14 protein-coding genes are annotated in these 13,293 nt (G+C 71.8%); 10 read left to right on the top strand and 4 right to left on the bottom strand.

Annotation, left to right across the window (positions count from 1 at the left end; all coding sequences use genetic code 11):
- Nucleotides 1-259: 259 nt before the first annotated feature.
- Complete coding sequence (locus ABTX60_RS05635) at nucleotides 260-1,240, bottom strand: VldE C-terminal domain-containing protein (protein WP_502992276.1); 981 nt, start codon at nucleotides 1,238-1,240, stop codon at nucleotides 260-262.
- Between the two features lie 85 nt (nucleotides 1,241-1,325).
- Between ABTX60_RS05635 and dapE the strand changes: the two genes are divergently transcribed.
- Together dapE and ABTX60_RS05645 are read left to right on the top strand one after the other, a co-directional pair.
- A complete protein-coding gene (gene dapE / locus ABTX60_RS05640; protein ID WP_352095769.1) occupies nucleotides 1,326-2,405 on the top strand; it encodes a succinyl-diaminopimelate desuccinylase in 1,080 nt (359 codons plus the stop codon).
- A gap of 119 nt (nucleotides 2,406-2,524) precedes the next feature.
- Complete coding sequence (locus tag ABTX60_RS05645; RefSeq protein WP_352095770.1) at nucleotides 2,525-3,283, top strand: LOG family protein; 759 nt, start codon at nucleotides 2,525-2,527, stop codon at nucleotides 3,281-3,283.
- A gap of 154 nt (nucleotides 3,284-3,437) precedes the next feature.
- On the opposite strand, the gene folP is transcribed toward ABTX60_RS05645, so the two are convergent.
- The gene (gene folP / locus ABTX60_RS05650; RefSeq protein WP_352095771.1) at nucleotides 3,438-4,298 is read right to left on the bottom strand and encodes a dihydropteroate synthase; all 861 of its coding nucleotides are present in this window, start codon (nucleotides 4,296-4,298) and stop codon (nucleotides 3,438-3,440) included.
- Nucleotides 4,299-4,443: 145 nt separating this feature from the next.
- Here folP and ABTX60_RS05655 point away from each other — a divergent pair, with 145 nt between their 5' ends.
- Together ABTX60_RS05655 and ABTX60_RS05660 are read left to right on the top strand one after the other, a co-directional pair.
- The gene (locus ABTX60_RS05655; protein ID WP_352095772.1) at nucleotides 4,444-4,824 is read left to right on the top strand and encodes a DivIVA domain-containing protein; all 381 of its coding nucleotides are present in this window, start codon (nucleotides 4,444-4,446) and stop codon (nucleotides 4,822-4,824) included.
- The gene (locus ABTX60_RS05660; protein ID WP_352095773.1) at nucleotides 4,821-5,408 is read left to right on the top strand and encodes a DNA-3-methyladenine glycosylase I; all 588 of its coding nucleotides are present in this window, start codon (nucleotides 4,821-4,823) and stop codon (nucleotides 5,406-5,408) included. The genes ABTX60_RS05655 and ABTX60_RS05660 overlap by 4 nt, the downstream gene beginning before the upstream one ends.
- Before the next feature lie 92 nt (nucleotides 5,409-5,500).
- Here the strand turns inward: ABTX60_RS05660 and chcB are convergent, their stop codons facing one another.
- Entirely contained in the window at nucleotides 5,501-6,304 is an 804-nt protein-coding gene (gene chcB, locus ABTX60_RS05665) for a 2-cyclohexenylcarbonyl CoA isomerase (RefSeq protein ID WP_352095774.1), read from the bottom strand.
- Nucleotides 6,305-6,689: 385 nt separating this feature from the next.
- On the opposite strand from chcB, the gene ABTX60_RS05670 reads away from it, so the two are divergent.
- A complete protein-coding gene (locus tag ABTX60_RS05670) occupies nucleotides 6,690-6,857 on the top strand; it encodes a DUF3117 domain-containing protein (protein WP_003966491.1) in 168 nt (55 codons plus the stop codon).
- A gap of 117 nt (nucleotides 6,858-6,974) precedes the next feature.
- Here the strand turns inward: ABTX60_RS05670 and ABTX60_RS05675 are convergent, their stop codons facing one another.
- Nucleotides 6,975-7,673, bottom strand: coding sequence for an O-methyltransferase (locus tag ABTX60_RS05675; RefSeq protein WP_324614290.1), 699 nt, complete (start codon nucleotides 7,671-7,673; stop codon nucleotides 6,975-6,977).
- A 163-nt stretch (nucleotides 7,674-7,836) separates the two neighbouring features.
- On the opposite strand from ABTX60_RS05675, the gene sigE reads away from it, so the two are divergent.
- The 5 genes from sigE (at nucleotide 7,837) to ABTX60_RS05700 (ending at nucleotide 13,227) form a co-directional block, all read left to right on the top strand.
- Nucleotides 7,837-8,610, top strand: coding sequence for an RNA polymerase sigma factor SigE (sigE, locus tag ABTX60_RS05680; protein WP_344458630.1), 774 nt, complete (start codon nucleotides 7,837-7,839; stop codon nucleotides 8,608-8,610).
- The gene (locus tag ABTX60_RS05685; RefSeq protein WP_352095775.1) at nucleotides 8,607-9,653 is read left to right on the top strand and encodes an anti-sigma factor family protein; all 1,047 of its coding nucleotides are present in this window, start codon (nucleotides 8,607-8,609) and stop codon (nucleotides 9,651-9,653) included. The genes sigE and ABTX60_RS05685 overlap by 4 nt, the downstream gene beginning before the upstream one ends.
- A gap of 130 nt (nucleotides 9,654-9,783) precedes the next feature.
- Nucleotides 9,784-11,658, top strand: coding sequence for a S1C family serine protease (locus ABTX60_RS05690; RefSeq protein WP_352095776.1), 1,875 nt, complete (start codon nucleotides 9,784-9,786; stop codon nucleotides 11,656-11,658).
- Nucleotides 11,659-11,876: 218 nt separating this feature from the next.
- Complete coding sequence (locus ABTX60_RS05695; RefSeq protein WP_352095777.1) at nucleotides 11,877-12,329, top strand: sec-independent translocase; 453 nt, start codon at nucleotides 11,877-11,879, stop codon at nucleotides 12,327-12,329.
- A 226-nt stretch (nucleotides 12,330-12,555) separates the two neighbouring features.
- Nucleotides 12,556-13,227 carry a hypothetical protein gene (locus tag ABTX60_RS05700; protein WP_352095778.1) on the top strand — a complete coding sequence of 224 codons (672 nt, stop codon included), beginning with the start codon at nucleotides 12,556-12,558 and terminating at the stop codon, nucleotides 13,225-13,227.
- The last annotated feature ends 66 nt before the right edge of the window (nucleotides 13,228-13,293 follow it).

Consider the following 13,293-nt stretch of genomic DNA (forward strand, 5'->3'; position numbering starts at 1 on the left):
GCTCGGACGCTGTGACTACCGCTCGAAACCCGCGAAGGTTGCGGCGCCGGAACGTAAAGAGTTGGTAATGCGTCGCATAATCGGCTACGGACAAACGGGCGAAAAGACCCCTGCCGGAAAGCCCGCCGCATCCCTTCCGGCCCTGTGCGCCCAAGGGTTTTCAGGACTTCCCGGGTGAGGGTGCGAAAACCTGCGAACACCCTCGGTGCGCGGCCGCACGGATAACGCCCAAGGGTGAGTTCCCGTACCCCTGCGCGATCTAGCGCATCGTGACAATACGGACGGCCTCCGCGGAGCGTTCCGCACCCGCGGTGCCCTTCTCCGCGGCGGTGCGCCACTGACTGGCGGTGTTCCCCGCCACCCACTCCCGCCCCGCGTAGGTGACGCGCGCGATGTGCAGCTCGGAGGCGTTGGCCACGGCCCAGTGCGCCAGCTGCCAGCCGCGCAGGCCCGGGCCCCGTCCGGTCGCCGAAGCGGTGCCGGCGGTCACCGGCAGGGTCACGGTCCGCCCGCCGGTCCCGTCCGTGGCGCTCGGGGACGGCGTGGGCGTGTTCCCCGACGTACCGTCCACCTCGGCACCGGCCGGGTCCAGCACGTCGCGCCCGAAGTCACGCACGAGTGCGGCACGCACCCCGTCCGGGCCCGATGCCCGGGTCGCGGCCGGGCGGCCGTCGCAGGTCAGCGTGGCCGCGGACTGCCCGGTGAGCGCCGCGGCCAGCAACGCGGCGTCCGGCTCGTGCTTGGCGTAGGCCTGCGGGAAGCCGCTGCGCTGCACGCGCTGCGCGGCGACGGTGAGCGGCAGCCGGGTGTAGCCGGGCACCTTGACCAGATGGTCGTAGAACTCGCCGGCCGAGTACGTCGGGTCCATGATCTCCTTGGGCGTTCCCCAGCCCTGAGAGGGCCGCTGCTGGAACAGGCCCAGGGAGTCCCGGTCGCCGTGCCTGATGTTGCGCAGGGCCGACTCCTGCAGCGCGGTCGCCAGCGCGATGGTCACGGCCCGCTCCGGCAGACCGCGCGCGGTCCCCACCGCGGTGATCGTCGCCGCGTTCACCCCCTGCTCGGGCGTGAACTCGTACGACGCCCCGTCGCCCTTGCCGGAGACGACCTTGCAGCCCGGTCCGCCCGAGCCCCCGGTCACGTACTGCACGACGAGGTAACCGGCGACCGCGAGCAGGGCCATGAAGGCGGCTCCGCATCGGAAGAGGCGGCCACGACGCTTGGGAGAGGACGGCTCTGGCACGCCGTACAAGGTACTGGAGAGTACGGAGTGGCATGAGCCGGGTGTGGACAGTGAGGCCGCGGACTGGCGCGTTAGGGTCGACGGCATGGCCGACACCTCGCTTGACCTCACGCTGGACGCCGCAAAGCTCACCGCCCGGCTCGTCGACTTCCGCTCCGAGAGCGGCACCGAGAAGCCCCTCGCCGACGCGATCGAGACCGCGCTGCGCGCCCTGCCCCATCTGACGGTCGACCGGTACGGCAACAACGTCGTGGCCCGCACGAACCTGGGCCGCTCGGAGCGGGTGATCCTGGCCGGGCACATCGACACCGTCCCGATCGCGGACAACGTCCCCTCCCGGCTCGACGAGGACGGCGTCCTGTGGGGCTGCGGCACCTGCGACATGAAGTCGGGCGTCGCCGTGCAGCTGCGCATCGCGGCCACGGTCCCGGCCCCCAACCGCGACCTGACCTTCGTCTTCTACGACAACGAGGAAGTCGCCGCGGAGCTGAACGGCCTCAAGCACGTCTCCGAGACGCACCCCGAGTGGCTCGAGGGCGACTTCGCGGTGCTCCTGGAACCGTCGGACGGCCAGGTCGAGGGCGGCTGCCAGGGCACGCTGCGGGTCCTGCTGAAGACCACGGGCGAGCGGGCCCACTCGGCGCGCGGCTGGATGGGCTCCAACGCGATCCACGCGGCGTCCCCGATCCTGGCACGGCTGGCCTCCTACGAGCCCCGCCGGCCGGTCATCGACGGCCTGGAGTACCGCGAGGGCCTGAACGCGGTGGGTATCGGCGGGGGAGTGGCCGGCAACGTGATCCCCGACGAGTGCGTCGTCACCGTCAACTTCCGCTACGCGCCCGACCGCACCCCCGAGGAGGCCGTCGCGCACGTCCGGGAGGTCTTCGCGGACTGCGGGGTCGCCGAGTTCGAGGTCGTCGACCACAGCGGCGCGGCGATGCCCGGACTGTCCCATCCGGCGGCGAAGGCGTTCATCGAGGCGGTCGGCGGCACCCCGATGCCGAAGTACGGCTGGACGGACGTCTCCCGCTTCTCCGCGCTCGGTGTCCCCGCGGTCAACTACGGCCCCGGCAACCCCCACTTGGCGCACAAGCGGGACGAGCGCGTGGAGACCGCCAAGATCCTCGCGGGCGAGGAGCGCCTGCGGAACTGGCTGACCGCCTGACCAGGCCGGCACGCCGGCGGGTTTACGGCGCTGCATCGCGGACATGCTCACGTCCCTCGTTCGTAACCCGCGTAGATCTACGCTGAGGTGGAAAGACAGGCACGACGGAGGGAGCGCACATGGCGACCGGTAACCCCGAGGGGAAGAAGCAGCCGCCGGAGGAGAAGAGCCTGGGCCCGGTCCTCCAGCGGCGGGACCAGGTGCAGGCCAGCACCACCGACCAGCGGTTGCTGGACGAGCGAGCCCCCTCCGACTGGGTCCACACCGACCCCTGGCGTGTGCTGCGCATCCAGTCGGAGTTCATCGAGGGCTTCGGCACCCTCGCCGAACTCCCGCCCGCGATCAGCGTGTTCGGATCGGCCCGGACCCCGGCGGACTCGCCCGAGTACGAAGCGGGCGTGCGGCTGGGCCAGGGCCTGGTCGACGCGGGCTTCGCGGTCATCACGGGCGGCGGCCCGGGCGCGATGGAGGCGGCCAACAAGGGCGCCCTCGAGGCGAAGGGCATCTCCGTCGGCCTAGGTATCGAGCTGCCGTTCGAGCAGGGCCTGAACCCGTACGTCGACATCGGCCTGAACTTCCGCTACTTCTTCGTCCGGAAGATGATGTTCGTCAAGTACGCCCAGGGCTTCGTGGTCCTGCCCGGCGGACTCGGCACCCTCGACGAGCTCTTCGAGGCCCTCACCCTCGTCCAGACCCAGAAGGTCACCCGCTTCCCGATCGTGCTCTTCGGCACCGACTACTGGGGCGGCTTGGTCGACTGGCTCCGCGACACGGTGATCGCCCAGGGCAAGGCGGCGGAGAAGGACCTGCTGCTGTTCCACGTGACGGACGACGTGGACGAGGCGGTGGCGTTGGTGTCGAAGGAGGCGGGGCGCTGAGGGGCTCTTCGAGCCCAGCCTCCTGTCCGACCGCTTCGGGCGGCGGGCGGGCATAGGCTCCGGGGTCCAGGCGACCGCTTCGGCGTCTCCCAGCTCCACCAGCTGCGCGGCCGAGTGGGCCGCGGCTCGGCCCCCCCCCCCCCCCCACCCCGGGCTAGGCCAACCCCCGCCGGGCAACGGCAGGACCCCGATGCCCCGCGATCGCCGCCACCATCTCCAGCACCTGCCGTGTCTCCGCGACCTCGTGCACCCGGTACACCTGCGCCCCCAGCCACGCGGACACCGCCGTCGTCGCCAGCGTCCCCACGACCCGCTCCTTCACAGGGCGGTCCAGCGACTCCCCGACGAAGTCCTTGTTGGACAGCGACACCAGCACCGGCCACCCCGTGGCGACCATCTCGTCCAGCCGCCGCGTCGCCTCCAGGCTGTGCCGGGTGTTCTTTCCGAAGTCGTGTCCCGGATCGATCATGATCGACTCTCGCGGCACCCCCAGGGCCAGTGCCCGCTCGGCCAGGCCGACCGTCACGTCCAGGATGTCCGCCATGACGTCGTCGTACTCGATCCGGTGCGGCCGCGTCCGCGGCTCCGCTCCGCCTGCGTGGGTGCACACCAGCCCCACCCGGTACCGTGCGGCGACCTCCGCCAGGCCCGGATCGACCCCGCCCCACGCGTCGTTCAGCAGATCGGCCCCGGCCTCGCACACGGCCTCGCCGACCTCGGCCCGCCAGGTGTCCACGCTGATGATCACGTCCGGGAACCGCCGCCGCACCTCCGCGACGAACCCGACCGTCCGCCGGGCCTCCTCCTCGGCCGTGACCTCCTCGCCCGGCCCGGCCTTGACCCCGCCGATGTCGATGATCGCGGCCCCGTCGGCCACCGCCTGCGCCACACGCGCGAGGGCCGGCTCGTCGCGGAAGGTGGCGCCCTGGTCGTAGAAGGAGTCCGGGGTGCGGTTCACGATCGCCATGATCACCGGCTCGTGTGGTCCGAATTCCCGCTTGCCCAGCCTGAGCATCCCCTGTGACCTTTCCTGGGTACGTCCCGTCTTCCGCCGCCTGCGACCCTAACCGTCGGACTCGCATGGCACGATCGGAGCCTGACAACATCCGACTCGGAGGACGTCCGCAGCGTCCGATCCATCCGACCGTGGGGGCCCCGCGATGGTTATGTTCCTGTTCCTGGTCGTCGCGCTCGCCGTCGTGGTCGGCGCGGTGACGCTCGCCGTGGTGGGCGGCGGCGAGAACAGCCCGCTGCCCGAGGCCGCCCCCGAGCGGCTGCGGGACCCGCTGCCCCCGGACCGGCCGGTCGACCGCGCGGACATCGAGAGCCTGCGCTTCCCGCTCGCAGCCCGCGGCTACCGCATGGCGGACGTGGACGACGCCCTCAGCCGCCTGGGCGCCGAGCTCGCCGAGCGCGACGCCCGCATCGCCGATCTGGAGTCCGCCCTGGCCGGTGCCCGGTCGTCCTCCGCCCACGGGCCGGTGTCGGCCGGGGAGAACCACGTCTCCATGGACAAGCCGGAGCGGGAGGACCGGCCGTGAGCGACGGCGCCGCCCTGGCCGGCCCGGACGGCGCACTGCGCTGCCCCTGGGCCCTGTCCGCCCCGGAGTACGTCGCCTACCACGACGAGGAGTGGGGCCGCCCCGTCCACGGCGACGACGCGCTCTTCGAGCGGCTCAGCCTGGAGGCCTTCCAGTCCGGCCTGTCCTGGATCACCATCCTCCGCCGTCGTCCCGGCTTCCGCGCCGCCTTCGCCGACTTCAAGATCGCGTCGGTGGCCGCCTTCACCGAGGAGGACCGCGAGCGCCTCCTGGCCGACGCGGGCATCATCCGCAACCGCGCCAAGATCGACGCGACCCTCGCCAACGCGCGTGCGCTGACCGAATGGACCCCGGGCGAGCTGGACGAACTGATCTGGTCCCACGCACCCGACCCGATCGGCCGCCCCGCCCCGAAGACCCTGTCGGACGTCCCGCCGGTCACCCCGGAGTCGACGGCCCTGTCCAAGGCCCTGAAGAAGCGGGGCCTCCGCTTCGTCGGCCCGACGACGGCGTACGCGTTGATGCAGGCGTGCGGCTTGGTGGACGATCACCTGGAGGTATGCGTCGCCAGAAGCGCCCCGTAGGGGCGCGGGGCCGGGTCGACGCGCGGCTCCGCCGCGGGGGCGCGACCAGCCCCCACGCGCCCGCAGCCCTCGACGGCACTACCGCCCCGAGCTCACCGGCCCAGATACTTCGGCTTCTCCTTGCTCACGAAAGCCTGCACCGCGATCGCGTGATCCTCGGAGGAGCCGGCCCGGGTCTGGAGCTCGTCCTCCTTCTCCAGGGCCTCCTCCAGGGAGTGCGTCAGCCCGTACGCCACCGACTCCTTCAGCGCCGCGTACGCCACCGTCGGCCCCTCGGCCAGCGCCCGCGCCACCTTCTCGGCCTCCGCACGCAGCTCGGCGGACGGCACCAGCCGGTTGGCGATGCCCAGCTCGTACGCCTCCCGCGCGCTGATGCTGCGCGGGAAGAGCAGCAGGTCGGCGGCTCGGCCCGGGCCGATCACCCGCGGCAGCGTCCAGGAGATCCCCGAGTCGGCGGTCAGCGCCACCCCGGCGAACGAGGTGTTGAACGCCGCCGAGTCCGCCACGATCCGGTAGTCCGCGGCGAGTGCGAAGCCGAAGCCCGCCCCGGCCGCCACCCCGTTCACGGCGGCGACGACCGGCTTCGCCGCCCCCGCCAGCGCCCGCACGATCGGGTTGTAGTGGTCCCGGACCGTGCTCATGGTCTGACCCGAGCCGGTCTCCCGGTCCTGGACCAGCAGCCCGATGTGCTCCTTGAGGTCCTGCCCGACGCAGAACGCCCGGTCCCCGGCGGCGGTCAGCAGCACCGCCCGCACCGTGGCGTCGCCCGCCGCCGACTCGACCGCCTCCCGCAGGGCGACCTTGGTCTCCACGTTCAGCGCGTTCATCGCCTCCGGGCGGTTCAGCGTGATCGTCGCGAGTCCGTCGCTCACCTCGTAGAGCACGGTGCCGGCCATGGCGTATCCCCTCCAGGTCACGAAACGGGGACGTACCGGCCGGTACGCCCCGGGTCTGCAGGACAGCATGACGGAGATCGCGGGCCGTTGACCGGACCGGACGTGTGACCTGCGTCAAACAATCTTCGTCCGGATTGCTTCGGCGGAAGTGTGTGCGGTGGCGGAGTATCGCAGTCTCATCGCCGAATTGAGTGGTTTTGCTCGCGTGCGTTGCCCAAGCGATGCCGACTGATGTTGGTCATCGGGTCCTGAGATGCGGGATAATGGCTTGGAAGCAATGTGTTCGATGCCGGTGTCGCGTGTCCTGCCAAAAGGGCCGCACGTGTGCCCTTCTCAGGGGCCGTCGGCTTTGACGATGAGCTGGGTTTCAGGAAGGGGAACGAGCATGGCGGCCATGAAGCCGCGAACGGGTGATGGCCCGCTCGAGGTGACCAAGGAGGGGCGGGGCATCGTCATGCGCGTTCCGCTCGAAGGCGGCGGTCGGCTCGTCGTCGAGCTGACCCCTGACGAGGCCGACGCGCTCGGCGACGCCCTCAAGAAGGTCGTCGGCTGACGCGCAAGCGACCATACCCTTTCAGTTGCCCCGGCATCACCTCGGTGCCGGGGCGGCTGTTTTCCCGCCGACGACACTCGCCTGCCCCGGCTCCCGCTCCGCTAACGTGCGACCCGGCTAGCGTTTCACCGCGCACAGCAGCCCGTCGCCCACCGGCAGCAGTGACGGCACCAGCTCCTGGCTCTCGCGCACCGCGCGCAGCAGCTCCCGCAGCCGCAGCACCTCCGTGGGCTGCGGACCGGAGTCCACCGTCCGGCCGTTCGCGAAGGCGCCCTCGAAGACGACCAGCCCGCCGGTGCGCAGCAGGCGCAACGATTCGGCGAGGTAGTCCATCACCTCCAGGCGATCACCGTCGCAGAAGACCAGGTCGTAACCGGCGTCCGCGAGGCGGGGCAGCACGTCCAGGGCGCGGCCCGGGATGAAGCGGGCCCGGTTGCTGGCGAAGCCGGAGGCGCGGAAGGCCTGACGAGCGAACTGCTGGTGCTCCGGCTCGGGGTCCACGGTCGTCAGGACACCGTCCGGCCGCATACCGTGCAGGAGGTGGATCCCGGAGACGCCGCAGCCGGTCCCGATCTCCGCGACGGCCTTCGCGTCGACCGACGCGGCCAGCAACCGCAGCGCGGCGCCCGTGCCGGGCGTCACCGAGCGCAACCCTGCCTCGCGGGCCCGGTCCCGGGCCCAGTGCAGCGTTTCGTCCTCGGCGACATAGGCGTCGGCGAACGCCCAGCTCGTCTGCCGGTTGCCGGTAATGACCCTCTCCTGTCCCCGTGAATGCCTGGGCGTGACTGTATCCGTTGGGCACGGGAACCCGCAGATGGGACCGGTCGTTTAAAGGGATGAGCGAGCGGCGTGGGCCAGGACGGGGGGACGGGCAGTGGATCAGGACGCCGAGCAGGGGCCGACGCAGCAGTACGAGGCGTATCAGCCCAGATCAAATTCTCGTAAAACCACTTATCCGGTCCTAACGGGCGAGGTGGCTATGGTAGGGGCTCCACTGGACACCACCAGAGCTGACAGGGGAGGTGCGGCTGCGCCTGTGGATCGCGGAGGAGTGCTGCGGCGCTTCCTCGGACCGGCAGGCAGGCCGACATCTGTGAACGACACCGCTGCTGACCACAGTCACGCCGCTGACTTCGCCCAGACCGCGACCTTCACCACCGACGCGGACGGGCAGGCGTGGACTCCGCCCACGTGGGAGGAGATCGTCAGCACGCACAGCGGCCGGGTCTACCGGCTCGCCTACCGTCTGACCGGCAACCAGCACGACGCGGAGGACCTCACGCAGGAGGTCTTCGTCCGCGTCTTCCGCTCCCTGTCGACCTACACGCCGGGCACCTTCGAGGGCTGGCTGCACCGCATCACCACGAACCTCTTCCTGGACATGGTCCGCCGCAAGCAGCGCATCCGCTTCGACGCGCTCGGCGAGGACGCGGCCGAGCGCCTGCCCAGCAAGGAGCCCACGCCGCAGCAGATCTTCAACGACGCGCACTTCGACGCGGACGTCCAGCAGGCCCTCGACACCCTCGCCCCCGAGTTCCGCGCCGCGGTCGTCCTGTGCGACATCGAAGGACTGTCCTACGAGGAGATCGCGGCGACCCTCGGCGTCAAGCTCGGCACGGTCCGCTCCCGGATCCACCGCGGACGCTCCCAGCTGCGCAAGGCTCTCGCGCACCGATCCCCGGAGGCGCGCGCCGAGCGCCGCTCCTTCGTGCCCCGTGTTCCCGCCCTGGGAGGAGGGGGCGCGAGCGCGTGAGCGGATCTCGGCCGAAAGCCTCCGAGGGTCACCTCGCAGAGCAGCATCTGGGAGACCGACTCTCCGCCCTGGTGGACGGAGAGCTCGGTCATGACGCGCGTGAGCGCGTACTGGCGCACGTGGCCACCTGCCCGAAGTGCAAGGCGGAGGTGGACGCCCAGCGCCGGCTGAAGAACGTCTTCGCGGAGGCGGCCCCCCCGCCTCCCTCCGAGAGTTTCCTGGCCCGCCTGCAGGGACTACCCGCGGGTGGCGGCCCGGACGGTGAGATCACACCGCCGGGCGGGACAGGGCTGCCCGGCGGACTGTCCGGACGGTTCGGATCGTCAGGGGCCTTCGGTGTGAAGCGCGGCGAGCGGTTCGAGTTCGGGTACGCCCCGTCCCGGCCGCACCTGCCCGTGATGCCCGCGTCCCCGGGCGGAAACCCCGGCCTTCCCTCCGACACGGCAGGCCCGCTGCCCGGCCACGGAGGCCTGCCCAGGGGCTTCCGTATCCACGACGTGGGCCGGCACGACGGCGACCGGTCCTCCTCGCGGCTGCGGATCGCGTTCGTGGCCGCCGGTGCCGTGTCCCTGGCGGCGATCGCGCTGGGCGGGGTCACCACCGGCACCCCGGCCGACGCGGAGGCCCGCGGCGGCCAGGGCACGGGGAGCAACGTCACACCGATGCGCACCCAGGGCACCGGCGCCGCGACGACGCCCGAGTCCCAACGCCGCCGGACGGCGCCGCAGCTCGGTCAGGTGCACGGCGAGAGCATGCTCGGCCGCGCCCCGGTCGCCCCGACCGAGGTCTCGGCCCCGCTGCTGCCCGGAGTGCCGTCCGCCGCCCGGCACCACGCGTTGCACGCGCTGACCGCCCCGGTGGTGGCCGGAGCCGCCGTCATGTCCCCGTTGATACGTCCGCTCGAGGCGGCCACTCCGGCCGCCCTGACCTCGTGGTCCTCGGTCCCCGAGATCAGGGTCCCGCTGCTCGCCGTGCCCCTCGCGGACCCGACCCCGTCCCACTCGTCCCCCTCTTCCCCGGCTTCCTCGCGCACGGCTCACTGACCGGCCTCTGCGCACCGGTCCGCGGACCTGATTGAATCCGGGGGTTGTCGCCCGGGACGAGGTGTGGCCGGGCGCCGGTTCGAGGAACCGCGGCCAGCGCGACGAGCCGTGCCGCGGCTGTGGGGAGAGCATGAACGAGGGGAAGCCCACGAAAGCGAAGTGGTGGAGCCGTCCACGGCCGCAGGACCCTGCGGCGGAGCCGGAGGGTACGGACCAGGTCGTGGCGGAGGACCCGGGCGGGAACGGTGTGCACGGACCGGTGACGGCCCCGGCCCCGACCGGCCCGGACGGGGACTTCGAGCTGCCCCGCCCCGCGCCTCGGGACGATGGAGACGGCGACTACGAGTTGCGGCGCCCCGAGGAAATCCCGGCAGAGACTGTCGGAAAGCCCACGGCGTCGGAGCCCGGGGTGGCGGAAGCCGAGGTGGCGGAGGCCGGCATGGCCGGGCCGGCGCAGGATGCTCCCCGGCCGCTGCACGACCCCGATCCGTACAGCACCCCGCCCTACGGCGAACCCGGCCCCTGGGCGCCCGCGCCGCCCGTCCAGCACCCGGCGACGATCCCCGCGCAAGGTGTCGCGCCAGCGGGACAGCCGACCGCGCCGGGCACCGCGGCCGTGCCGCCGCTGCCCCAGCCGCACGGCACAGCGTCCGCCCCCGCCACCGGCGATGCCGCGCCTTCCGCTCACCCGTCGGCGATGCCGCACCCCGGCGTCCCCGGCGCCCTCGGAGACCCCGCGCCCGTGCCGACCGTGCCGGTCCACACCGGCGCTCCCGCACCCGCCTCCGTCGCCGGCCCCTGGCAGCGCTACGACCCCTGGGCGGCCCCCGGTGCCGCCGGGGGACAGGGACCCTTCCAGCAGAACGGCGCCGCCGTGCTCAGCACGGAGCAGCGGCGCAGGCGGGGCAGGAAGTCCCTCGTGCTCGGTGCCGTACTGCTCGCGCTCGTGTCCGGGGGCATCGGCGGGGCCGTGGGGACGTATCTGGAGCGCAACGGGGGCGTCGGGACCGTCGAGCTGCCGCAGGCCGGGAAGGAGGCTTCCACGCGGGACGCGGACAGCGTGGCCGGGATCGCCGGACGGGCCCTGCCCAGTGTGGTCACCCTGCATGTCAGCGGTGCCGGCGAGCAGGGCACGGGCACCGGCTTCGTGCTCGACACCCGCGGGCACATCCTCACCAACAACCACGTCGTGCAGCCCGCCGGATCCGGCGGCGTGATCACCGTGACGTTCAACGGAGGCCAGACCGCGAAGGCCGAGGTCGTCGGCAGGGACAGCGGCTACGACCTCGCCGTCGTGAAGGTGAAGGGCGTCGGCGGACTCACCCCCCTGCCGCTGGGCAACTCGGACAACGTGCAGGTCGGCGACCCGGTCGTGGCCATCGGCGCCCCCTTCGACCTGGCCGGCACGGTCACCTCCGGCATCATCAGCGCCAGGCAGCGGCCCATCACGGCCGGTGGTGAGAAGGGCGACGGCAGCGACGTGTCGTACGTCGACGCGCTGCAGACCGACGCGCCCATCAACCCCGGCAACTCCGGCGGGCCCCTGCTCGACGCCCGTGCTCGGGTCATCGGCATCAACTCCGCCATCCGCTCGGCGGACAGCGGCTCCACTCAGGACAGCGCCCGGTCGGGTTCGATAGGCCTCGGCTTCGCCATACCGATCAACCAGGGCAAACGCGTCGCCGAAGAGCTGATCAACACCGGGAAGGCCACTCACCCGGTCATCGGCATCACCCTCGACATGGACTACACGGGCGACGGCGCCCGCGTCGCCGCGGAGGGCAGCGAGGGCGGACCGCCGGTCACCGTGGGCGGCCCGGGCGCCAAGGCGGGGATCAAGTCGGGCGACGTCATCACGGAGGTCGACGGCCTGCGGGTGCACTCCGGTGAGGAACTGATCGTCAAGACCCGGGCGCACCGCCCCGGCGACCGGCTGGAGCTGACCGTCCAGCGCGGCGGCAAGGACCGAGAGGTCTCGCTCGTCCTCGGATCATCCGATGGCTGAGACATGAGGCCCGGGCCGTGCGAGGGCGTCTCATCAGGCCTCACAACGGACCGACAAGGCAAACAATCGGGAAAGCGCTCACACCTCCCGCACTCGGAGGTCCCGGGACAGTACCGGTCGGACAGGATCGCCGGGTACCGTGGATCCGGCCCGGACCACGGCAAGACCCGCACCGACCACGAGGGCCGAGGACCGAGGACACTCGCTAGGAGCTTCAGGTGTTCAATGACATAGGACCACTCGAGCTGGTGACGCTCATCGTCCTTGCCGTGCTCGTCTTCGGTCCGGACAAGCTCCCCAAGGTCATCCAGGACGTGACGCGCACGATCCGGAAGATCCGTGAGTTCTCGGAGAGCGCCAAGAACGACATCCGGGAGGAACTCGGCCCGGAGTTCAAGGACTTCGAGTTCGAGGACCTCAACCCCAAGACGTTCATCCGCAAGCAGCTGGACAACGAGGACCTGGGGCTCAAGGAGATCCGCAACGGCTTCGACCTGAAGAAGGAGATGGCCGAGGTCACCGACGCCGTCCACAGCCGTGACTCCGACACCTCCTCCGCTTCTTCGTCCGCGGGTGCCGCCGGTTCGTCCGGTGGTCGTATCGACATGACGAAGAAGCCCGAGACGCCCGGCCCGGACGACCGTCCGCCCTTCGACGCGGACGCCACCTGAGGGACACGACCAGGGGCGCAGGCCCCGGGTACGTGACGCGTTTCATACTCCGGTCGGGCTGTGTACGGCCCGAACGAGGCGCCCGTGCGGCCCACGCGCCGGGCGGTTTCCCTGCTGCTCGCACCGGTGTGGCTATGCTGCCGAGTTGTTGTGCGGACCGTGACGAGTACGCCCGAAGGGGGGCGGGCCGTACCGGTCCGACTAGAGCGAGGAGGCGTCCGGGCACATGGAGACGACGAGTCGGGCTGTCGCGCAGACGCCGGCCGCGGAGGGCGGACAACAGGCCCCCTTCGCCCGGCGTACGGTCGACGACTACCTGCGTGCGCCCTTCCCCTGGTACGGCCTCGACGAGGCCTTCACGGGGCCGCGCCGGCTGATGCAGGTGGGTACGACGGCCGACGGGGCCGTGGAACACGGGTCGATCGGCCACGGGGACGAGCCCACCATCCGCAACGAGCACGCGGCCGGGAGCGATCAGGACGCCAAGGAGAAGTTCGCGGTCGTCGTGACCGTGGCGGCGAACCCCTCACGGCGCACGGCTGACGGAACGGGGCTGCTGGAGGCCACGTCGGTCTCCTCCGCGGCATGGCTCGCGGGGGTGGGGCTGCTGTCCTTCACCTGGCCCGGGCAGATGGACCACGCCCTGCGGGACGACTGGCTGGAGCAGCAGACCGAGACGGCGTGGGTGCTGGCGGACGATCTGGACGGGGCCGACTGGTCGACGCTGTCGCTGCCCGTGGACGGGGTGCCGACGGCGTTCCACTACCGGGAGTCGGAGTTCGGCTGGGTGCTCGCCGGTTCCACGTCGGCCGGGGTGCATGTCGGGGCGTACGGCAGGGGCATGAGTGCGTACGGGCTCGGCTTCGCCGTGGTGAAGGACATCGCCGCGTACGCGTGAGTCGCCCCCGGGGCGCCGTGAGTTTCGGCGCCCCTTCGTCGTGGGGGTTCTTGTGTGCGGGCGGCT

The organism is Streptomyces sp. NPDC126510, from assembly GCF_040302345.1.
GTDB lineage: Bacteria > Actinomycetota > Actinomycetes > Streptomycetales > Streptomycetaceae > Streptomyces.

What these genes read in the sequence shown, in the direction of transcription:
- dapE (WP_352095769.1), top strand. Translation starts at nt 1,326, where the DNA reads ATGGCCGACACCTCGCTTGACCTCACGCTGGACGCCGCAAAGCTCACC.
- ABTX60_RS05645 (WP_352095770.1), top strand. Translation starts at nt 2,525, where the DNA reads ATGGCGACCGGTAACCCCGAGGGGAAGAAGCAGCCGCCGGAGGAGAAG.
- folP (WP_352095771.1), bottom strand. Translation starts at nt 4,298, where the DNA reads ATGCTCAGGCTGGGCAAGCGGGAATTCGGACCACACGAGCCGGTGATC.
- ABTX60_RS05655 (WP_352095772.1), top strand. Translation starts at nt 4,444, where the DNA reads ATGGTTATGTTCCTGTTCCTGGTCGTCGCGCTCGCCGTCGTGGTCGGC.
- chcB (WP_352095774.1), bottom strand. Translation starts at nt 6,304, where the DNA reads ATGGCCGGCACCGTGCTCTACGAGGTGAGCGACGGACTCGCGACGATC.
- ABTX60_RS05670 (WP_003966491.1), top strand. Translation starts at nt 6,690, where the DNA reads ATGGCGGCCATGAAGCCGCGAACGGGTGATGGCCCGCTCGAGGTGACC.
- sigE (WP_344458630.1), top strand. Translation starts at nt 7,837, where the DNA reads ATGGTAGGGGCTCCACTGGACACCACCAGAGCTGACAGGGGAGGTGCG.
- ABTX60_RS05690 (WP_352095776.1), top strand. Translation starts at nt 9,784, where the DNA reads ATGAACGAGGGGAAGCCCACGAAAGCGAAGTGGTGGAGCCGTCCACGG.
- ABTX60_RS05700 (WP_352095778.1), top strand. Translation starts at nt 12,556, where the DNA reads ATGGAGACGACGAGTCGGGCTGTCGCGCAGACGCCGGCCGCGGAGGGC.